The following is a 21,103-nucleotide window of genomic DNA, read 5'->3' as shown; positions in this document are numbered from 1 at the left end:
CCAGCAAAGGTTGAGGGAGAGGCCCCGGCCATCCGCCGGGGCCCGCACCGGATATTCAGAGCCCGTAGCGCAGTTTCAGCGTGTCGGGATGGGGATTGAGATACACCTGCTCGGCGAGATAGGGGTTGGGGTATTCGCGCAGGTAGTGGCGGATCAGGGTGAGCGGCACCAGCAGCGGAAATACGCCGGTACGGTATTTGTCGATGGTGTCGCACAGTTCCTGCTTCTGGGCCGGGGTCAGCACCCGCTTGAAGTAGCCCTGCAGGTGCATCAGCACATTGGTGTGGCTGCGTCGGTTGGCCCGCAAAGTCAGCGCCGCCATCAACCCCTTGATGTAGCTGTCGGCCACCTGCTGCAGGTCGGCCTTGGCCAGATTGCCGAGCAGTTTGCCAAGCGCCCGGTAGTGGGTGGTGGCGTGGGAGAGCACCAGATACTTGTAGCGGGAGTGGAAGCGGATCAGCGCAGAGGCGGTGATGCCGCGCGCACAGAGCTGCTGCCAGTCGTGGTAGGCAAAGACCCGCAGCACGAAGTTTTCCCGCAGGATGGGATCGCACAGGCGGCCATCCTCCTCCACCGGCAGCAGGGGATTGGCCTCTATCAGCGCCTTGGCAAACAGGCCGATCCCTTCCTTGGCACTCCCCTCGTTGTTGGCGCCATAGATCCGCACCCGCTCCATGCCACAGCTGGGAGATTTGGCGCAGAGGATGTAGCCGGAGATGAAGTCGAGCTGGCGCGCCTTCTGCTCGCTGAAGGCGATGAGCTGGTCGGTGACATCGAAGTTACCGTTGCTCGCCTCGGCGCGGATCTCGCCGTGGCGCTTCACCAGCCGGATGGCGGCACGGGGTGCCCCCAGGCCAATGGCCATCTCGGGACAGACAGGGTGATAGTCAAAGTGGGCACCGAGATCACGCTCGCAGAAGCTGGAACGCTTGTGACCCCCGTCGAACCGTACCTCCTGCCCCAGCAGGCAGGCGCTGATACCGACCTTGATCTTGTACATATCATCACTCCTCGTATAAGTCTGAAACAGTTATAGCAGTTATACAAAAAATTGGAAGTTGTATAACTATTGCGGACTGATACGACACAAGGGTGAAGGGTGGATCAACCGGAAATGAAAAAACCCATGACCGAAGTCATGGGTAAAAATGAAGACACTACAGGAAGGATGATTAGAAGCTGTACTTCACACCCAGGCTGGTGATGGAGCCTTGTTGCAGGTCCCACTTGCGGTAGGTGTAGTCGGCGGTGAGGGCCAGGTTCTGGCTCACCTTGTAGGCGGCGCCCACTTTGAAATCGTGCATGTCGTCGGTCATGTTGGCGTAGCGGTAGCCGGTGGAGAGCTCGACCGCGCCGATGTCGTAGCGCAGGCCGGCCTCACCGTACATGCTGCCGCTGCTCTTGCGGGTGATCACGTCCCAGCCGCTGTCTTTGACGTTGGCAGCCACCTGACGCTCCATGGTGTAACCCATCAGGCCCGCTTCCCCATACAGGTTCAGACCTGTGCTGAGCGGGGTGTAGACACCCAGGCCCAGGCTGGAGATGCCCATGCTGTCGTTGCCATCGTTGCGGGAGGTGTACTCGCTGCCCAGACGACCGTAGAAGTTGGAACCGAAGCTCTTGGAGAGGTCCAGGTTCAGACCGCCGAAATCGCGGTTGTTGCTATCCTTGCCGCCGATGTAATCGGACTTGGTGTGCGCCCAGGTCAGGCCACCTTTGGCGTAGCTGAAGGCATCCTCAGCCAGAGCGGAAGTTGAAGCGAAACCGGCCAGAACCAGAACTGAAAGTGCAGCTTTTTTCATTTTGATGACTCCATCGTTGAGCTAGTTGGGACCTAGCTGGAATGGGGTCATTGTGCAGAGGGCGGGGAGAAATGCCGAGCGGCAAGCTGTTGCCAAACCATGTCAGATGTAAGCAACTGTTGCAGGTGGTTACCGGGTTAACAATCAAGACAGGCTCCACGAAGGAGCCTGTTGCATGAGGGATCAGCGGAACTCCACTTCCTCAATCTCGACCCGCACCAGGGGCTTGCCGGTGAGGCCGGCCGGACGCGGTACCTCCAGCACCATGGAGGGGCGCTGCTGCCCCTTGCGCAGATAGGACTCCGGCAGACGGTTCTCGCCGACCCAGAAGCGGGCCTCCTGCTTGACCAGCTGGGCCCCCTGCTCGCTGAACAGGGTGACGCTGCCGCGCACCCGTACCACGTTGCGGGTGCCGGTGTTGCTCACCATGAATTGCAGTTGCAGAGGATCCGAGCCCTCCACCTTGGCCAGCTTGACGCCGATCCCGTCCTTGACGGCCTGAGCCAGCAGCTCGGGGTTGCTCATCGCCTGCTCGGTCAGCACCGGCACGGCCACCGAACCCTGCACCGCGCTGCCGTCGGCGGCGGGTTTGAGCAGCAGGTATTCCCAGGTGAAGTCATCGTTGAGCTGCACCTGACGGCCATCTGGCAGGGTCACCTGGGTGAGCGGAGCGGCCTGCACCAGCAGGGGCGAGAGGCAGAGGGCAACCAGCAGACGGGACAAGGGTTTCATAGGGTGATGACTCGGCGTCGATGGAAAAGGGCGTCAGTATAAAGAGTCCGCTCCGGCTTGCCTATGACCGCACTCACGTTCCTGCCCTCGGTTGCCTAGACCACCAGCTCTTGCCGCTCCTCTTCCGCCGCCATGTCCAGCGTCACCAGATCGAAGGCCGTGCTCTTGAGGGCGGTGAGGATATCCGGCTGCAGATCGAAGGCCTGGGCCCGCAGCCGGTCCGGCACCCGCACCCGGGCCAGGGTGGTGGCCCGATCGGCGAGGGTATGAAAGAACACCTGCGCCTCCTCCAGCCCCATGTCGGCCAGCATCTGCTCCGCCATGTCCACCATCCGCAGATGACGGCGCTCCACCAGCTCGGGGTCGGAGAAACGGTAGCTCAGGCAGCCGTGGGCACTCTTGCCCCAGCGCCCAAGCTGGCGCTTGTTGAAGCCGTAGCGAAAGTCCCTGTGGGTCATGCCCTGCTTGGCAAACAGCCAGAGGGTATTGGTCGGCAGGCTGCCGAAACGGCGCAGATACTCCTGCAGCTCCTCCACCGGCGCCGGCAGCAGCATGGGCAGGTGGCTCCAGTCGGTTTCCAGCGCGGTGAGGTGGCAGATGTAGCGCACCGGGTCGATCACCTCGTTGAGGTGGCGCAGGTGATCGCAGAAGATCATCTCATCGGTCTTGATCACCCGCTGCTCGATGCCGTAACGCTGGCAGTAGCGCTTGGCGCGCGCCACCTCCTTGCGACTGCGGGTCGGGCTGTCCAGGGTGATGGCCCGGATCCGGATACCGCTGGCGCGGCACAGATCCATGCTGTAGCAGGATTCCAGTCGACCGGAGAAGGAGACCGCCAGTTCGCCGTAGCCAGCCAGGGTCTCGATAAGTGACTGTTCCCTGGTCTGAAAGGTCTGATCGTATCCCCGATTCAGCACAACGATATTGGCATCCATAACGACGGCACCGGATGATGAATTGGGCGCCATTGTGCTGCAACAATCCTGAATAAACCCTTAAAGGGCAGGGATAAATCAGAATTTAATGATAATTTCATGCCAATTAGTTTCATTTTCATCCAGCTGAGCATCATAAATCCGAAGTTTCGCCTGATGAACCTGATGCATGCGCAGAAATCCCTCCGCCTGTTCGAGGGAGGCAAAGGTCAGCCGGCCCCCTCCGCTGTCGGTGAGACACTGCATCTCGCCGTCAACCTCGACACAGAGCTGATACCCACTGCCATCCAGACAGGCGATCAGCAGCCCCGCATCCGGATAGTGACTGAGCCAATTGCGAAACCGGCCATGCTCCATACCCTCTCCCTCTACATCCTGCCATTCAGGCGGGCAGGTAACCCTGCGCCATCAGCTGCTGGCGACAACTGTATGCATCGGTAAACACCAGGCCGCCGATCCCCAATGCCTGTGCGGCAGTCACGTTGGCCGGGCTGTCATCGATGAACAGGCACTGCTCGGCCTGCAAGTCGAACGACACCAGCAGATAGCGGTAGATATCCGGCTCCGGCTTCATCATCCGTACCCTTGCCGACACTACCTTGCCGCTGAAGAAACGCCAGAAGGGCTGATGCTGCTCCAGCCAGTCGATGCTGGCATGCCCCATGTTGGAGAGTGCGTAGAGGGTATGACCCGCCCCATGCAGGCTCTCTATCAGGCTCAGCATAGCGGGATCCGGCACCAGCGAGGCGGGCACTGCCTGCAAAATTGCCAGGTTTTCGGCGGCGCTCAGCCCGGTGCGATGTTCGGCCTGGCGGGCCATGGTGTGCAGTGAGAGAGTGCCGCGGTCCACCTCCAGCCAGTCCGGGTGGTTGAACAGCCGCTCCGCCAACTGCTCAGCTCCCTGCTCCCCGCGTACCGAGCGCACGATACCGACTGGATCCCAGCTCACCACCACCCGTCCCAGATCGAAAATAATCGCCATCTTCACCTCCAGCTATCTGCCTCATTACGACAGCAAGCGGGTCCGTTTTACCCGGTTTTTCCCCCGCCGGCTCACGCCCCTACCCTGCCCCGTTCGCCTCCCCCGGGCAAGTTTTACTTGCATCGCACGGTCAAATCCCTTAATGGTTATGGCGTTACCTCAAGGACACACTCATGCACGCACCATTCTTTTTTGCTTTCTCGTTTATCCGGCCCTCATGAGGGAAGGCCCGTCGTCACGTGAAGCACTCGCGTAAACAGAAAGCAAAGACGAATCGAGCCTCCCCTAGCGGAGGTTTTTTTTTGCAGCCACCACAATCGATTACTTGGATAGGGAACCATCATGGCAACGCTCGACGAGATCAGACAAGACATCACCCAGTTGGATCAGGAGCTGCTCGCCCTGCTGGCCAAACGCAAGACCCTCAGCATCGAGGTCGCCCGCGCCAAGCAGGCCAACCCGCGCCCGATCCGCGATCCCCAGCGCGAGCAGGATCTGCTGGTCGCCCTGATCCAGAAAGGGCGTGTGCTGGGGCTGGACGCCCAGTACATCACCCGCATCTACCACACCATCATCGAAGATTCCGTGCTCTCCCAGCAGGCCTATCTGCAGAGCCTGCTCAACCCGGAGCAGCAGGAGCCGATGACCAGCGTCGCCTATCTGGGGCCACGCGGTTCCTACTCCAGTCTCGCCGCCCGCAAGTACCTGGCCCGCTACAAGGATCAGGTGATCGAGGTGAACTGCCAGAATTTCCGCGAGGTGCTGGATGCGGTGGAATCGGGCCGTGCCGCCTTCGGCGTGCTGCCCATCGAGAACACCAGCTCGGGCTCCATCAACGAGGTGTACGACGTGATGCAGCACACCAGCCTCTCCATCGTCGGTGAGCTGACCTACCCCATCGAGCACTGCATCCTCACCGCCGTTCCAACTGAACTGGGCCGCATCAAGACCTTCTATGCCCACCCGCAGGTATTCCAGCAGTGCTCCCATTACCTCAGCAAGCTGGAAGGGGCACGCCACGAGATCTGCGACTCCTCCTCCAGCGCCATGATGAAGGTGAAGGAACTGGCGAGCCCGGAGGCGGCGGCCATCGGCAGCGCCGCTGGCGGCGAGCTGTACGGGCTGGACGTGCTGGCCGAGCAGCTGGCCAACCAGAAGGAGAACTACAGCCGCTTCATCGTGGTGGCGCGCAAACCCATCGACGTGGCACCGCAGATCCCGGCCAAGACCACCCTCATCATGTCCACCTCCCAGAAACCGGGTTCGCTGGTGGAGGCGCTGCTGGTGCTGCGCAGCAACGAGATCAACATGACCAAGCTCGAGTCCCGTCCGGTGCAGGGCAACCCGTGGGAGGAGATGTTCTACCTGGATGTCTCCGCCAACCTGCAGACCCCGGCCATGCAGGCCGCATTGATGGAGCTGACCAAGATCACCCGCTACATCAAGGTGCTGGGCTGCTATCCGAGCGAAGATGTCAAACCGACCGCCGTGCCGCCGGTACTGCTGGGCAACTAGCCAACGCGGATCAGCCAGGCTGGGCGGCCGACACCGCCAATGAAAAAGGCGACCATCCGGGGTCGCCTTTTTGTTGTCCATTCGCCTGAGATACGTCGTCAGAACTGGCCCGCCATCAGCTGGTTGATGTTGTAGAGGGCGCGGGTATCGAGCTCCATCTCGGTGGCATAGGTGTTGCCACGGGGATAAGAGGCCACCACCCTGGCACCACGCACCATGCCGGCTACCGACACGTCCAGCGAATTGGAGGTCTGGGTCAAGTCCTTGTAGCTGCTCTGGCCGCGCACCTGCTGGCCGTTGAGCTGTTCCGCCAGCTCGCGATAGGCATCCATCTTGGAGGCGCGGATGGCCTGCAGCATCTTCTCGGATTGGGACGGACCGGGCTGGATGTCGATCACCGCGTAACCGACCGCCTTGAGCACCGGGAAATCATCCGGCTTGTTGTTGCCGCCGCCATAGTTGACCACCCGATTGCCGCCGCTGCACGCCGTCAGCAGCAGGGCCAGCAGGCATCCGAACAGGATTTTCATTGCATCTACTCCTTGTCAGGGCGTCAGGTTGACCAGATGGCCGCCGGGACGCGCCTGGCTGTCACGCATCAGGTAACCGCGATTGATCGAGGCCCGGCCAAACGAATTGTTGGCACCGAACAGGTATTTTTGCGGGATCAAACTCTGGGCCGTGGTCTCCACCATCTTGGTACGCAGGTCGATGATGCGGGCATTGACCAGGATCCCCTGCTTGTTGCGGCTGAAGGTGCCGGTCAGGATGCGGGAGATGGGTAGCCGGGGGGAGAGATCCCGATAGTTGCGGCTCATCACGAAGTCCCCCTGCGGGGTGACCTTGATGCTGCCGGTCAGCTTGAAGTCCACCACCACTTCCCCGCGCCGGTTCAGCTCATAGATAAAGCTCTCCTCGATCTGCTGCCCCATCCAGTTGGTGTCCTGCAGGGTATCGAGATCGACGAAAGAGGAGACCGCAATGGGTTCGGTCAGGGTGGAGAGCGACTTGCGCTCCATCAGCTGATCGGTCATGCGCGCCACCAACCAGTTGAGTTCCATCCCCTGCGCCGCCTGGCGAGGATCACCCTGCTCCCGGTTGATGGGGTCGGAGCCGCAGCCGGCCAATGCCAGGGCGAGCGCCAACGCCGTGATGAGTTTGTTCATGGATACCTTTCCTGTATCTGCACCTGATTTGTTATCGGTTCGACCGGCCAAAGCTTGAGCCGGGAATGAGGCATGGATCTTGCTAAATATTCGCGTGTGCTGTGCAACCGGCACGGTTCTGTGATCTGTATCGGCCGGCGACCTCGCTTCGACAGGGGTGAATCGCGCCGACCCGCATATTCAAGGTGCTTGTCATGAAATTACCGCTGCTGTTAACCCTGCTGCTGGCCAGTCTGTCGGCCCGGGCCGAGATCATCGAGGCGCAGGGCAGTGCCGCCATCCTGGGCGGAGACGAGGTCTACGCCCGCGAGCAGGCGACCCGCGATGCCCTGCGGCAGGCTCTGCTGGCCAGCGGCGCCGCCGTCTCCAGCATCCAGCGCCTGGAAAACGGCAGCCTGCGCTCCGAGCAGATCCAGATCCGCTCCGGCGGCGACATTCGCCAGTATCGGCTCAAGCGGGAAGAGGTGCGCAACGGTCGCATGTATATCACGGTGCAGGCCGACATCCAGGCCGAACGCCAGATCTGCCAGACCCAGCACTACGCCAAGGATTTGACGCTGGTACGGCTGCGGCTGCGCTACCCCGAGCAGGCGAGCTACGGCGCCCTCGACGACATGCCCGCCAACCTGTCACGCCGCATGTTCGAGGCCCTGGCCAACGCGCCACAAGGGGTGGCCGTACGCCAGTGGCTGGACGAAAACCTGCGTATCGACCCGCTCCACCTGCAACAGGGGGATCGCAGCGCCCTCGAGGAGATCAAGGCGCTCAGCCTGCGCACCGACAGCCAGTATCTGGTGCTCGGCAGCATCGACGATCTCTCCCTCGAGCCGCAGGGCAACCAGCTGACCAGCTGGTATGAAGATCCCATCCGCAACTTTCGCATGCAGCTCTATCTGTTCGACGGCATCAACGGCAGCCTGCTCGGCCGCAAGGAGTACCAGGGCCGGGCCAACTGGACCTTTGCCAAGCGGGATCAGGTGGGCAGCAGCAGCGGCCAGTTCTGGCAGTCGAGCTACGGCCAGGAGGTCAACTACCAGTTGCAGGAAGCGGTACAGGATCTGGTGGCCCAACTCAGCTGCGCCCCGGTCACCGCCCGGGTGGTCGGCCAGAACGAGCGCGGCCCCCACATCAATCTGGGCCGCCGCAACGGCGTCCGGCTCGGGGATCAGTTCCGCATCCAGCACGATGCCGATTTCATCGACCCCTACGGCAAGTCTCGCATGATGCGCAACCCCGCCGATGGCCTGTTCGAAGTAGTGCAGGTGTTCGAGGATGGCGCCATCATCAGCAGTCAGAACAAATATTCGCCGTTTAACATCCAGATCGGGGATCTGGCAGTATTGGAATAAGAATCAAGGGTTTAAAAGGGAGCGGCTTCTTGTATAATGCCGGCCACAATGCTCCCGTAGCTCAGTAGGATAGAGCGGTCCCCTCCTAAGGGACAGGCCACTGGTTCGACTCCAGTCGGGAGCGCCATACAAAACAAGGGGTTGGCATCATCACGATGCCAACCCCTTGGTCGTTTTTAGCCTGGGGTACCACACGGGGTACCACAGCGCGCATTCCATAGCTAGAAATCAGAGAAGCAAATAAGTCTCATTTCAATTAATTTCAGATATATATTATCTCCATGAACCTACCCAAGGGACTGCTCTGTGCAGTCCCTTTTTCATTGGAGATCTCTCATGGCTCACCTGATCGACACCATGGCCTACACTGGCCAAACCCCTTGGCATGGCCTTGGCAATGTTTTGCCACCGCAACAATCCCTCGATATCTGGCTGCAGGCAGCCGGGATGGATTGGACAATCGAGCAGAGCGACGTGATGTTTAACGTCGCCTCCGATGCGCTACATATCCGCCCCTACAGCGACAGCAAGGTACTTTATCGTTCCGATACCCTCGCCCCCCTGTCGGTGGTCTCAAGCCGCTACAACGTGGTACAGCCTCACGAGGTGCTGCACTTCTATCAAGACCTGGTGGAAGCCGGTGGCTTTGAGCTAGAGACCGCAGGCTCGCTCAAAGGCGGCCGCAAGCTGTGGGCACTGGCTAAGACCGGCCAGGATCTAAAACTCAAAGGCAATGACTTGGTGAAATCCTATCTGCTGCTGGCGACCAGCTGCGACGGCACGCTCTGCACCACGGCGCAGTTCACGTCTCTACGGGTGGTCTGCAACAACACCCTGCAGATGGCACTGCGCGGTGCTTCCGGCGCCATCAAGGTGCCTCACTCCACTCAGTTCGATGCTGCTGCCGTCAAAGAGTCGCTCGGGCTAGGGCTCTCTCATTGGGATGAGTTCAAGGCACAGACCAAGGCGCTGGCACAGCGGCCCGTCGCCCCCGATGAGGCGCTGCACTTTTTCAGCGACCTGTTGGCGCAACCACTGGATGAGGAGAGCATCATTCTCACCAAACCGGTACAACGGCTGCATGAGCTCTATCAGGGCGCGGGTATGGGCTCAGAGCTTGCCAGTTCCAGCAATACCGCCTGGGGGCTGGTCAATGCGGTAACGGAATACGTGGATCACCATCGCCGTGCTCGCAGCCAGGATCACCGGCTCGATTCCGCCTGGTTTGGTCAGGGCGCCCAACTCAAATCCCAAGCCTTGAATCAAGCTCTCACCCTACTGCAGTAATTCCGTTTCCCCATTCAAACCGCATAACGACCTCACCCGGACTGGCGCAAGCCAATCCGGGCGTAGCCATTTATGCCGTCAACAAGGAGTCGTCATGAAAGCAAAAGCCAAATACGGCCAAGCCCTGCGGCTGGCCTCTACTACCCAGTTAACCCGCGAGCAGTGGCTTGCTATCCGCAAACTCGGCATTGGCTCCTCCGATGCCGCCGTGGCAGTGGGGCTCTCCCCCTACAAATGTCCGCTCAGCCTGTGGCTGGAGAAGACCGGTCGCAAGGAGCCGGAAGATATCTCCCACAAGGAAGCGGTGCTGTGGGGCATCGAGCTGGAACCAGTCTTGGCGCAGGTCTACGCCAAACGCACCGGCTACAAGGTGCGCCGGGTCAATGCGGTACTGCAACACCCCGAGCAACCCTTCATGCTCGCCAACCTCGACCGAGAGGTAGTCGGCCATCCCGATGGGCCGGGTATTCTGGAGATCAAGACCGCCAGCTATCACAGCGCCCCCCAGTGGGAGGAAGGGGTGCCGGTGGCTTACCAGTGTCAGGTACTGCATCAACTGGCCGTCACCGGCCATGCTTGGGCCGAAGTGGCAGTGCTCATCGGCGGCCAGGATTTCCGGATTTATCGCATCGAGCGTGACGAAGAGAAGATCCAGGATCTCACCGAGCGGGAAGCGCTGTTCTGGCAGATGGTGCAACAAGACCAGCAGCCTGAGCCTGACGGCTCCAGTGATGCAGCCAATGCCCTGAGCTGGCTGTTTCCGAGTGACGATGGCCAGACGGTGGATCTCTCCGATTCGCCCGAGTTCAACCAGCTGTTTGGCGAGCTACTGCGATTGCGTCAGCAGAAGGAAGCTGTCGAGCTGCAGGAGTCGCAGCTCAAGCAGCGGCTGCAAGCCACCTTAGGTGAAGCCACTGCCGGGCTGTTTGCCAACGGCAAGATCACCTGGAAACGCAGCAAAGACCGGCTGGCACCGGATCTGGATAAGCTCGGTCAGGATCATCCCGACCTGCTCACCCGTTATGCCAAACCGGTGCCCGGCGTGCGCCGTTTCACCATTCAACCATTGAGGCAAACACCATGATCAAAGGACTGGCAATTACCCCGCCCGTGATCGGGCGGATCTGCATCGGCAAGCTGGTGCAAAAACAGGATAAGTGGGTGCCGGAGAAGGACGACAGCTTCACCCTCACCACCCAGGTACAACAAAAAGGGGGATGGTTACTCCATCCCCTGCATCAACACTACTCATCGCAAAAGAGTGGCCAAGGGCAGGAACAAACCAAGATCCGCGCCATTCCGGTGCGGGTGCTGTTCAACGATAGCGACTTGAATCTACGGGCGGAATACAGCGCGTTTGACCGGCAAACCGGCAGGCCGCTCTGTGTCGGGAATGGGGAGGTGGCAAGACGTGTGGGGGCACAAGGCATAGAGGAGGTCAGCTGCCCTGGACCTGAGCGCTGCACCTTTGCAGGCCAACAGGGTTGCAAGCTGTACGGACGACTGAACCTGTTTGTGGAGGGGCAAGGGGATGAGCTGGGTAGCTTTATCTTCCGCACCACCGGCTACAACTCGGTACGCACCCTGGCGGCTCGACTGAAGTACCTGGAGGCTGTGAGCGGGGGCCATACCCGCTATCTGCCGCTCACCCTGCGGTTGCGGGCCAAGAGCACCACCCAGTCCTACCGCACACCGGTCTACTACGTGGATTTAACCTTGCGGGAAGAAACCAACCTAACGGAGGCAGTCAGGCAAGCACAGGAGGCGGTCCAGCGTGACCAAGAGGCGGGGCTCGCCATCGACCAGATGGAACAAGCCGCTCGCGAGCTGCTGCGCAATGGCCAATTTGAGGATATCGATGAAGAGGTGCCGATGTTGCTGGAGGAGTTCTATCCCGAAGCAAACAGCGACGATACGGCGAATGGAAACGTAGGGGCTGTGGAGGTTGCCTCGCATAACGCACCGCAAAGCCAAGCAACCAGAGCGCCACAGAGGCCACAACCAAGAAGGAGTCCACTCACCAACAAATTGGGGAAAGGGAGCCCATCCTCCCCCAGTGAATGGCGGGTGATCAACGGGGACACGCCAACCGCTCCACCAACCGTTCTACCGTTTCCAGCAACAGGGTCCGGTCAGCATCATCGAGCCGGGCCAGTTGCTGGCTCAGCACAATGCCCTGCTCGGTCGGGCGGTTGCTGGTCTCGCGCAGAAAGTCCGCCAGCTCACAACCAAACAGTTGAGCGAGCTCAGCCAGTCGCACTACGGTCGGCACCACAATCCCCCGCTCCATCCGCGAGACCGCTTCCATCCCGATATTGAGGTGTTCAGCCACCTGCTCCTGGGTAAACCCGGCCTGGTTACGCTGACGCCCAATAGCCTTGCCCACGTTCTTTGCTAACTGCTCAAAGTTGATATCTGTCATAAGTCCTCCAACCAACCCCTATGGTTGGGGGTGGACTCGTTGACATGAAGAACCACAAAAGGTGAGGATCAACCCAAAAGGTTGCCATTGGGCATTTTTTGCCTATCTAACCGGACTAGGGTTATCCCCTTCTCTACGACTTACTACCAACAGGAGTTCTCATGAAACAACTCGTTCCATTGCTCACCCTGGCACTCACTGCACCGAGTACCATGGCCAGCAGCCCCAATGACATCTGGTCCTATCAAGACAGTGATGGCACCACCTTGGCTCAAGCGTGTAATAACAAACGAACCTGCGAGCTGCTCTACAAAAACAGCCACTACCTTGCCATCGTCAACAACCGCTCCCAAACGGGCTGTGCCACTGGCGATCTGCTGGTTGCCGAACACGCCAGTCGCAGCTTTAAGAAACTAGATACCGGCACCTGCAGCGCCTCAGCCAGTATCGAGGTCAATACCTACAATCGACTGAACAACGTCGATGTCATGATCGGTGACCGACTCATCAAGCGTTATCCGATTGATGCCTGGATGTATCACGAAGAACGTAAGGCGGGTAGAGGAGCGTCCTGGAGCAAGGCAGAAGAGAATGCCAAGAAGCCTCAGATGCTAGATGCACCAAAAGGCCCCCCTGCACGGTGGGTGTCCGAAGAGGGACGTTATGGCCCTCGCTATGCCCTGACCCAGGGCCAGGGTTACTCTCGATACGTACTGGAAATCAAATGCGCCTATCAGATGCTGGGGGCAACTTGGCCCCTGCACTCCGAACTCAGATACACCAGAGCCTACGATGCTTCAAGCAGCGTTGAAGAGATCGAGGTCAATGGTCAACGTCTATCCGGTAAAGCCAAAAGCCAGGCCGAATGGACTCAGCTCGTCAATGCGATCCTCTCCGCCTCAACTCTGAGCATCTACAGTGGGCAGGATCAAAAAGCCACATGGACGGTCAAGCCCACGAAGTTGACCTCCACTTGCGATTATTACAACGGGTGAGTCATGAACATCGCTTCAACCAAATGCTCGATAGCTGTCCTGATGGCTTGTGGACTGCTCTGGAGCCACCCAAGCCATGCGGAAGAACAGCGCTACCTCATTATTCAGCACACCGATACCGTCTACGCTAACCAGGGCGTCTGCGCGTACCATTTCTCCCTCGATAGTGGAGGCGCCGATGAGTTTGGGCGGTTGTATATCACGCTGCAGTTTAATGACAAGAAGGGTAAAGCCTTGGCTGAATCAACACTAGAAGTGGGACCTTTCGGCGGGAGCTCAGCCACACGCTATGGCGGTGGCTTTACGGAGGTCGACTGCGGACAGGTAGAGCAGGCCAAGTCCATCGCCATTATTCAGGCGACCGAGGCGCTCGCTCACAACCAAGTCACCCAACTGCCGATATCAACCTTCACCCCTGAGTTTCATCAACCACTGAAGATCACTGTGGGCGGCAATTAACACGCTCAGGAAAAACAAAGCCAAAGGGCGTCACCGTAATGGTGACGCCCTTTTTCATTTCCAACCCTCTATGAGGATCATCATCCCATGACACGACATTTCATTATCGGCGACCACTTGGTAACACCGCAGCCTGAAGGCCATCATCACGGACTCTTTGTTGGCCATGACCAGGTCATTCACTGCCTATCATCCCCTGCCAGAGAGCACTCACGCCAATTGGCGCTGACCTCTCTGGCTGCATTCAGTCAGCACTGCACCATTGAGGTCCAACCCCATGCCCACCGCCTGTTTAGCCGAGAAGAGAGCCTGACTCGGGCTTACTCCCGACTCAATGAAGGTGCGCAAGACCAGCAGTTTGCTGGCAGCGAGCAGTTTGTCACTTGGTGCATAGAAGGGGTTCAGCATCCCCCCAAGCTGCTGCAAACTGCTGTAGCAACGGTGGTGGCAGCCGAAGTGGTTCGCCATACGTTGGGTAAGGCGGCCACCAGTGCAACCGCAGGGCTTGCTGCCAGCTCTCTGGCCACAACGGCTGGCGGTAGTGGCGCCGCAGCGACGGTAGTGTCGATCACTGGCATTGCTTCAGCCCCGCTGTTAGCTCCCCTTGCCGTGGGTGCCGTTGCAGCCTATGGCGTCAGCAAACTGTGGGATTGGTTAAACGACTGACCCATCACTTCAAAGCAAAACGCAGGGGTACTCTCCTGCTTGAACTCAATAAGGAAACATCATGACCATTCCCTTTTTCCGGGACGGCTTTGCCCTGCCCGTTGACCAAGCATTGCTGGTTCTGCTCAACCAGGAAATCGCTAAAACCGAGCTCAATATCGAGCGTCTAACCCAACTGACCTTCAACTTTCGTAACCCCGGCTACAGCTACAGCGCCGAACAATGCGGCGTGCACCCGGTCGAGATCCGCCTGATCCGTGGGCTAGATGGCTGGCTGTTCGATTACGTCACCGACTTCAGCTACCAGGGGCTCGGCCATGATGCCGAGCTCTGCAAGGAGCTCGACTTCAACTTCCTCGATGGGAAACACACCATGTTGGGCTGGGGACCGTTGCGACTGGCCGAAGTGCGGGAGTTGTTCGATATCTGGCAAAGCAACTTCATTGCCTACTGCCGGTTGGAATGCTTCAGCGTCACGGTTGCAGGAGATTAGGAGGACACTATGAGCCAAGAATTAGCGCTCTCCCACTACTCACGTCAGTGGCTGGGACGAGTCGCCACAAGCGCCAAGCTAACCCCCACTCGCAGTGGTCAGCGTTGGCTGCTACACCTGACTCCGGATAACCCACAAGCCAGCACAGTCACCCTGCAAGTCCGTTGGTCTGGCGCACAGTGGCAACTGCTCTCCCTCAGCAATGCCGAGGACTGGCACACCATGAGCCAGCCGAGAGATGAAATCTGTATCGACCCCAAGCGTCGCTGTTTCTGGCGTTGCCAAGCTGGGCCCGTGCCGCTCACCGAGCTGCCTCTCGTACTGGCAAGCTTCTTGGCTGACCTGCAGCGTATCTGCATCAACCGTGGCTATCGCGTGGATAGTGACCCCATCCCCGACAAGGAGACCAAAGATGATTAACGCCGTGATCGCCATCGAGCTGGAGGCTTACCATTGAGCACAATGGTCAGATTGAAGCAGTGCATGACCGAGGTCAGCCGTTGGACGGTTGTGCCCTCTACCTGCGCTATGAAAACGAACGGGGTAATGCACTGGCTCAATGGCGGTGCGCCTCCCCGGATCACCGCAGGCTAACTCAGCTAGGCACCCCTGCTAGCTACCAGTTACCACATTCCACTGCACGACTACACCACTCACACCCTTGCGGCCTGAACACCGCGAGCCAATCCTGCTACCACCACATTTACCAACCCATTAACCAAACACCTCGCCGACCCTGCCGCGTCCAACGTGGCAGGGCGATGACGAATGGAGCACAATCATGTTGCATCACAAACTGATCGCCGGGGAGATCCCCGGCACCTACCGGGTGACTGATCTTGTCACCGACGACGAACTGCTCGCTATCGCCCAAGCAAGTTGCACGCCAGAAACCGCCAAGGGCATTGCCATCACCGATAAACACTTGGCCCTGCAAGGACTGCTGAAAACACGGGATCGCGAAGTTTTTGCAGCTCTGTTCCTCGATAACCAACACCGGATCTTGGCCTACGAGGGACTGTTCCTCGGCACCCATCCATACGGTCTTGCCGAGCCCAGTCAGGCCAATATCAAGCTCACCAGACAGCACCAGGAGGCCTTGAAGTTTGTAGACGAGCACCTGCTGGATCATGTCGTGGTGAGTGCTTCAGGAGTTGTCCTCGTTTGCGGAAATAAGATCGCTTCCATGATTTTTTGCCCGACCGGATTATCCCAGTCTATCTTTTCAAAAAAAGAATCCAATCCCCCCCTTGGTCGCTCCTCCAATAAATATCATTAGGTTCACATCACATTCTCGTGCGAGCCCACTTTGTATCTGTGTAGTGACAGTCTAAGTTGGGCTGAACACTTATATATCAGCTCAGTCAGCTAGCTCGAGGTAAAAATCATGTCTCAGGTGGAGACAAGGTCATGACCGTGAGCTAAGAAAAGCTGAAGGTGCTTATGCGATAGTTCACTCGAAGCTTAATCACGCTGCTGGGAGGCAACGAACAAGATGCATCTACATTCTCTCGTCTTCAAAAATTTTCGGAGATTGAAGAACGCACGTATTGATTTTGCCAATGACCTGACGATCTTCGTCGGCGCCAATAACAGTGGTAAGACTTCTGCCACTCACGCGATTGAGCTTTTCCTTTCGGGCGGTAAGGACAAGTTTACGGTTCACGACTTTTGTGCGAGCTGTTGGGCCGATTTCGAAAACTTTCCAGTTGAAGGTTCGGCCGACGCTAAGGTCGAATTTCCGGCTATATCCCTTGATGTCTGGATCAGCGTAGACGCAGACAACCTCTATCGAGTGGTCGAACTGCTCCCGCGTGCCGCTTGGGAAGGATCGCTGGTCGGCCTTCGGATCGAGTTCGCCGCTAAGGATGCCGCACAGACACTCGCAAACTTCAGGGCGAAGGCGGCTGAAGCAGCCAAGTTTGCGAAAACCAAGGAAAAAGACGGGCAGGACTACAAGCCATGGCCGCGCAACATGCGCGACTATCTCTCCCGAGAGCTGAAAAATGAATATGGTCTGCGCTACTTCATTCTGGATGAGGCGCAGCTCAAGGCGGAAACCGCCGACGCGGCTAATACACCCAAAGAGATAATCGGTGATACCGAACGATCCGGACACACCGTCATCAACTCGCTGATCAAAGTAGACTTCCTTAGCGCCCAGCGCCACCTGAGCGACGGGAATGCTCAGGCAAGAACCGAAGACCTCTCGAAACGGCTGAGCCGTTTCTACACCCGCAATCAAAAACAGCGGGATGACGACCACAACGCGCTGAGAGCTCTCGCGCTCTCCGAGGACCAGCTCACCAAACACTTTGCCGACGTATTCAGCGACACATTCAAATCACTCCGCAAGCTCGGCTACCCGGGTCTGGCAAACCCCACCATCGAGATTCGATCAGCACTTAAAATAGAACACCTCATGGGCGACCAACAGGCGAAAGTTCACTACCTCCTCGAAGAGGCGACTGCCGAAGTGGAAGCTCTCGCGCTCCCCGACAGCTATAACGGGCTTGGGTTCAAAAACCTTATCTATATGGGCGTTGAACTCCTAGACCTTCATGCGGCTTGGTCCACCACCGAGGAAGGCGAAGAAGACAAGCAACAACCTATCCACCTCATTTTCATCGAGGAACCAGAGGCGCACATGCATGCCCAGCTCCAGCAGGCATTCGTACGCAAACTAACCGACCTGATTCCACCCTCGGGTGGTGACGGCTATGCGACGCAATTTGTGATCACCACACACTCGCCGCACATTCTCTATGAGCGCGGCTTCCAGCCGCTCCGTTACTTCAGACGCTCATCGGAGACCGGTGCAAAGCAGAGCTCAGCCGTTTTCAACCTGTCGGTTTTTTACGATCAGAACGAACCCGACCGGGATTTCCTTCAGCGCTACATGAAGCTGACGCATTGCGACCTCTTCTTCGCGGATGCGGCCATTCTGGTTGAAGGAAATGTTGAGCGTCTCGTCCTGCCGCTGATGATTACGCACGGCGCCAAGAAGCTCAGCACGGCCTATCTGAGTATCCTCGAAGTGGGTGGCGCTTTTGCCTACCGATTCCGCAAGTTGATCGAGTTCCTCGGACTGCCGACACTGATCGTAACCGACCTCGACAGCGTGCATCCAGGATTGACGAAGAAGGAAGAAAAAGCGGCCGCTGAAGCGGTGGAAGAAGCGGAAGAAGAAGCGGAAGAAGAGGATGATGACGACGATGAGTGCCAAGACGCAGAAGGTAAGAAAGAGCCCAAGCCAAGGTCGAAATGTCCCGCCGACACACCCGGTGCAATTACGGCAAACCAGACTCTGCGCCAATGGCTGCCGGGAAAGTCGTTGATCGATGATCTCCTGGCTGCGCCGGCCGACGACAGACTTCAGGCTCCCACAGTGGATGGCGGCGCGCATGTGATGGTCACCTATCAGTGCCCCATGAATACGACGTGGGGCAAGGATACGCTTGTGCTCAAGAGTCGTACGCTTGAGGAGGCGTTCGCCTATGAAAATCTCGTCTGGTGCCAAAAGAAGGAGCATCACGAGATCGGACTCCGCTGGGCCAAATCGTCCACGATGTCGCTTGAAGAGCTTGCCGCAAAAATCCATAAACGGGTGAAGGGAGAAAGCTTCAAAAAGACGAACTTCGCATTAGGGCTCCTTGCTAGCAACGATGCTAGCTGGGTTGTCCCTGCCTATATCCAGAAGGGTCTCGAGTGGCTCACCACTCATGTCGCGATCAGCGACGACACGATCAATAGCGCCGCTGCGAAGCTGGAACCTGCTCTCGACGTAGCACTCCATGCTGCAGAGGCTGCAAAATGACGAGCCGCGCTGGCAAGCCGGATACCCCGGCGGATATCGAGCTTCGGGCTCTCCTTGATGCGGATGCTTTGACAGGCTTCGTCATGGTCTCTGGCGCGGGCTCGGGGAAAACCACTTCGATCGTCAAGGCTCTCGATCACCTACGAAAAACACGCGGGCCCTACCTTCACCAACGGGCAAAGAAGATTGCATGTATCACCTACACCGAGGTCGCCGTCGGCGAGATATGGGGAGATGTCGGGAACGATCCGCTTTTCCATGTTTCGACCATTCACAGCTTTCTCTGGACTGCCCTCAAACCTTTTCAGGCAGACATCGCGAACTGGGTGGATCGCCGGCTCGATCAGAAGATCGCAGAGACTGAAGAGAGGATCGCAGCGTTCACAAACCGTACGCGCGAGAGCACTCGGGCTCAGGCTGTAGCCGACATCGAACATTACCATGAGCAGAAGCTGAAGATAGTCTCTGTTGACCGTTACACCTACGGTGTCGGCAGTGATTACCCCAAAGGGATCTTGGGGCATGATGATGTGATTAGACTATCCACTGAACTCATCCGATCTCAACCTCTCATCGCTAGGGTCGTCGGTCAGAAGTTCCCGTTCGTTTTCGTAGATGAGAGCCAGGACACGGCTCCGGACGTGGTCGAGGCGCTTAAGGCAATATCAGCTGCGCTGGGCTCGAAGTTCTGCCTCGGCTTCATCGGTGACCCAATGCAAAAGATTTACACCACGGGCGCAGGCGCGATAGAGCCTCTCCCTGGATGGGAAACCATCGAAAAGCCGGAGAACTTCCGGTGTCCTGTGGCAGTTCTGAACGTCATCAATAACATCAGGGCTGACGGCGACGGTTTGACCCAGACGGGCGGCAAGACTGAACTTGTTGGAGAAAAGCGAAAGCCCGTCCAAGGTACAGCAAAACTTCTGGTCGTTCCCAAGGATGATCGGAGTAGGCGGTTGACCGCTGCTCGCCAATGGCTAGCCGATCAACATGCTGATCCCCTCTGGCTCAGTGATGAGCGAGAGGCTGATGTGAAGGTATTAGTGATCGTGCACCGCATGGCTGCCCGTCGTCTCGGTTTTGGTGGTCTCTACGAGGCGTTCCACGACGAGACGACTGCAGGGATCAAGGATGGGTTCGATGATGGCTCGCATTGGTCAGTACAACCTTTTCTGAAGTGTCTGATGCCGCTGATCATGGCCAACAGAGCTGACGATCAGTTTGAGGTAATGAATCTGTTGCGCCGCTTCGCTCCGTCTCTTCAGCGTGAGCACGTGCGCGAGAATGCCCTGCCGACGATCCTCAAGGATCTTGACGTAAGGGTGAAGTCCCTCGCCGAGGCATGCGGCGCGACCTCTACTATCGCTGCGTTCGAGGCACTGAAGCATCTTCGGGATGGCATGATGTTCAGACTGGATGATCGCCTACTGACTGCGATGGCCGAATACAACGCATCAGTTCCCCCTGAGGACTCAGGTGACATGGCAGCTTTGCAGAAGCTGCTTCACACTCCTATTAAGGAACTCTGGGACTACCGGACCTACATTGAGGAGCTGTCGCCTTTCGAGACGCATCAGGGGGTCAAGGGGGCCGAGTTCAGCCGCGTCCTGGCAGTTATCGATGACGAGGAAGGTCGCCACAACCAGTTCTCATACGGGAAACTTTTCGGTATTACGCCGCCGTCCGAGAGGGACGAAACCAACCGTCTTGAGGGCAAAGAGACAACTTTCGAACGCACACGGCGTCTGTTGTACGTCTGCTGCTCGCGTGCCGGAAAAGATCTGGCTGTGATTTTCTTCGCAGATGATCCCGCGGCGGCGCATGCCGCTATCTCAGGCCTTGGGCTGTTCCCGGCCGAAGACGTCCATAATCTGGCAACCGATTGAGCCTGATTGCACGCTGGTAAGATGGTAGGGCCGCGGATATTCAAGGAGGACATCGAGTGAACCCCTGCGTTTCTCATATTCAAAATGACGTGAGGGAGATGGCCGCAGCGAAGACCGAGCGTTCCGTCATCTCTATTCACCGAGACAGGATTGACGACATCAATTCCACAGGGATGGGATAATACGTCTACTTGATGCAGGGCCATAGTACCGTCTCTTCGCCGATAGAGAAGAAGGTTGTGCACCAGTTCATGGTTATCTCTACTTGGATATCCATCAGAAAGATAAGTCTGATTAGTAAAGATAATCCAGCGAAGGCAGGGGGCATCAAAGTACAGAGGACTGGCATGATACCAGCCCTCTGTCGGACTATTAGGATTCACTGTTTTTTACAACCGCAGGATACTCAATGTTATTTATATCGCATCCATGCTGTAAATGTGTTTGAATTACTCAAGGGAAGCAGCCAGATTTTTAGCAGATGTTGCACTTAAAGTTATGAATGAGTTCGCTTCCGTTACAATATTGGTCTTGTTCAGACGACTTAGGAACACAATAATCCCTACGGCTCGGTATAGTAGACCAATTTAATGGCAA

At 57.9% G+C, this 21,103-nt stretch carries 21 protein-coding genes, 1 tRNA gene, 1 pseudogene and 1 other annotated feature; of the genes and pseudogenes, 14 read left to right on the top strand and 9 right to left on the bottom strand.

Annotation, left to right across the window (positions count from 1 at the left end; genetic code table 11):
• Positions 1-55 precede the first annotated feature (55 nt).
• The 6 genes from E5E96_RS12685 to E5E96_RS12660 all read right to left on the bottom strand — a co-directional run bounded on the left by E5E96_RS12685 (position 56) and on the right by E5E96_RS12660 (position 4,451).
• Complete coding sequence (locus E5E96_RS12685) at positions 56-1,000, bottom strand: DUF523 and DUF1722 domain-containing protein (RefSeq protein ID WP_171282296.1); 945 nt, start codon at positions 998-1,000, stop codon at positions 56-58.
• A gap of 172 nt (positions 1,001-1,172) precedes the next feature.
• Positions 1,173-1,802, bottom strand: coding sequence for an outer membrane beta-barrel protein (locus E5E96_RS12680; RefSeq protein ID WP_171282295.1), 630 nt, complete (start codon positions 1,800-1,802; stop codon positions 1,173-1,175).
• A gap of 183 nt (positions 1,803-1,985) precedes the next feature.
• Entirely contained in the window at positions 1,986-2,534 is a 549-nt protein-coding gene (locus E5E96_RS12675; protein ID WP_113995980.1) for a DUF3157 family protein, read from the bottom strand.
• Between the two features lie 95 nt (positions 2,535-2,629).
• Positions 2,630-3,502: a hypothetical protein gene (locus tag E5E96_RS12670; protein WP_060388723.1), complete on the bottom strand. Its 873-nt coding sequence runs from the start codon at positions 3,500-3,502 to the stop codon at positions 2,630-2,632.
• A 45-nt stretch (positions 3,503-3,547) separates the two neighbouring features.
• Entirely contained in the window at positions 3,548-3,826 is a 279-nt protein-coding gene (locus E5E96_RS12665) for a DUF6482 family protein (protein WP_016349810.1), read from the bottom strand.
• A 25-nt stretch (positions 3,827-3,851) separates the two neighbouring features.
• Complete coding sequence (locus E5E96_RS12660; RefSeq protein ID WP_171282294.1) at positions 3,852-4,451, bottom strand: HAD family phosphatase; 600 nt, start codon at positions 4,449-4,451, stop codon at positions 3,852-3,854.
• 169 nt (positions 4,452-4,620) lie between these two features.
• Positions 4,621-4,755, top strand: a sequence feature (Phe leader region).
• A 38-nt stretch (positions 4,756-4,793) separates the two neighbouring features.
• Here E5E96_RS12660 and pheA point away from each other — a divergent pair.
• Positions 4,794-5,966, top strand: coding sequence for a prephenate dehydratase (gene pheA, locus E5E96_RS12655; RefSeq protein WP_011705019.1), 1,173 nt, complete (start codon positions 4,794-4,796; stop codon positions 5,964-5,966).
• Between the two features lie 98 nt (positions 5,967-6,064).
• Here pheA and E5E96_RS12650 read toward each other — a convergent pair whose 3' ends face one another.
• Positions 6,065-6,496, bottom strand: coding sequence for an LPP20 family lipoprotein (locus E5E96_RS12650; RefSeq protein ID WP_011705018.1), 432 nt, complete (start codon positions 6,494-6,496; stop codon positions 6,065-6,067).
• A gap of 15 nt (positions 6,497-6,511) precedes the next feature.
• Positions 6,512-7,132 carry a FlgO family outer membrane protein gene (locus E5E96_RS12645; RefSeq protein WP_016349807.1) on the bottom strand — a complete coding sequence of 207 codons (621 nt, stop codon included), beginning with the start codon at positions 7,130-7,132 and terminating at the stop codon, positions 6,512-6,514.
• A gap of 194 nt (positions 7,133-7,326) precedes the next feature.
• On the opposite strand from E5E96_RS12645, the gene E5E96_RS12640 reads away from it, so the two are divergent.
• The 5 genes and pseudogenes from E5E96_RS12640 to E5E96_RS22545 all read left to right on the top strand — a co-directional run.
• Complete coding sequence (locus E5E96_RS12640) at positions 7,327-8,481, top strand: flagellar assembly protein FlgT (protein ID WP_016349806.1); 1,155 nt, start codon at positions 7,327-7,329, stop codon at positions 8,479-8,481.
• A 50-nt stretch (positions 8,482-8,531) separates the two neighbouring features.
• Positions 8,532-8,608, top strand: a tRNA-Arg gene (locus E5E96_RS12635).
• Between the two features lie 209 nt (positions 8,609-8,817).
• Positions 8,818-9,768 carry a DUF932 domain-containing protein gene (locus E5E96_RS12630; protein ID WP_171282293.1) on the top strand — a complete coding sequence of 317 codons (951 nt, stop codon included), beginning with the start codon at positions 8,818-8,820 and terminating at the stop codon, positions 9,766-9,768.
• Positions 9,769-9,862: 94 nt separating this feature from the next.
• Positions 9,863-10,852, top strand: a complete 990-nt coding sequence (locus tag E5E96_RS12625) for a YqaJ viral recombinase family protein (protein WP_171282292.1) — start codon at positions 9,863-9,865, stop codon at positions 10,850-10,852.
• Positions 10,849-11,427: pseudogene (locus E5E96_RS22545) on the top strand (hypothetical protein); the annotation flags it as partial. The gene E5E96_RS12625 and the pseudogene E5E96_RS22545, both read left to right, overlap by 4 nt.
• 412 nt (positions 11,428-11,839) lie before the next feature.
• Here the strand turns inward: E5E96_RS22545 and E5E96_RS12620 are convergent.
• On the bottom strand, positions 11,840-12,190 hold the full coding sequence (locus E5E96_RS12620; RefSeq protein ID WP_171282291.1) for a helix-turn-helix domain-containing protein: 351 nt from the start codon (positions 12,188-12,190) through the stop codon (positions 11,840-11,842).
• 161 nt (positions 12,191-12,351) lie between these two features.
• Between E5E96_RS12620 and E5E96_RS12615 the strand changes: the two genes are divergently transcribed.
• The 8 genes from E5E96_RS12615 (at position 12,352) to E5E96_RS12580 (ending at position 20,506) form a co-directional block, all read left to right on the top strand.
• Positions 12,352-13,185 (top strand): hypothetical protein, encoded by an 834-nt coding sequence (locus E5E96_RS12615; RefSeq protein WP_171282290.1) that lies wholly within the window; start codon positions 12,352-12,354, stop codon positions 13,183-13,185.
• Between the two features lie 3 nt (positions 13,186-13,188).
• Positions 13,189-13,644, top strand: coding sequence for an IrmA family protein (locus E5E96_RS12610; protein ID WP_253264625.1), 456 nt, complete (start codon positions 13,189-13,191; stop codon positions 13,642-13,644).
• A gap of 87 nt (positions 13,645-13,731) precedes the next feature.
• Positions 13,732-14,310 (top strand): lecithin retinol acyltransferase family protein, encoded by a 579-nt coding sequence (locus E5E96_RS12605; RefSeq protein WP_171282289.1) that lies wholly within the window; start codon positions 13,732-13,734, stop codon positions 14,308-14,310.
• Between the two features lie 61 nt (positions 14,311-14,371).
• Entirely contained in the window at positions 14,372-14,803 is a 432-nt protein-coding gene (locus E5E96_RS12600; protein WP_171282288.1) for a DUF2787 domain-containing protein, read from the top strand.
• 9 nt (positions 14,804-14,812) lie between these two features.
• Positions 14,813-15,223, top strand: a complete 411-nt coding sequence (locus E5E96_RS12595; protein ID WP_171282287.1) for a hypothetical protein — start codon at positions 14,813-14,815, stop codon at positions 15,221-15,223.
• Between the two features lie 361 nt (positions 15,224-15,584).
• On the top strand, positions 15,585-16,082 hold the full coding sequence (locus E5E96_RS12590) for a JAB domain-containing protein (protein WP_171282286.1): 498 nt from the start codon (positions 15,585-15,587) through the stop codon (positions 16,080-16,082).
• Positions 16,083-16,298: 216 nt separating this feature from the next.
• A complete protein-coding gene (locus E5E96_RS12585) occupies positions 16,299-18,620 on the top strand; it encodes an ATP-dependent endonuclease (protein WP_171282285.1) in 2,322 nt (773 codons plus the stop codon).
• Positions 18,617-20,506 (top strand): UvrD-helicase domain-containing protein, encoded by a 1,890-nt coding sequence (locus E5E96_RS12580; RefSeq protein WP_171282284.1) that lies wholly within the window; start codon positions 18,617-18,619, stop codon positions 20,504-20,506. Before E5E96_RS12585 ends, E5E96_RS12580 begins: the two co-directional genes overlap by 4 nt.
• Positions 20,507-21,103: the final 597 nt, after the last annotated feature.

The organism is Aeromonas sp. 1805 (genome assembly GCF_013085525.1).
In the GTDB taxonomy this organism is placed as follows: domain Bacteria; phylum Pseudomonadota; class Gammaproteobacteria; order Enterobacterales; family Aeromonadaceae; genus Aeromonas; species Aeromonas hydrophila.
This window is presented reverse-complemented; position numbering and strand designations above follow the sequence as displayed.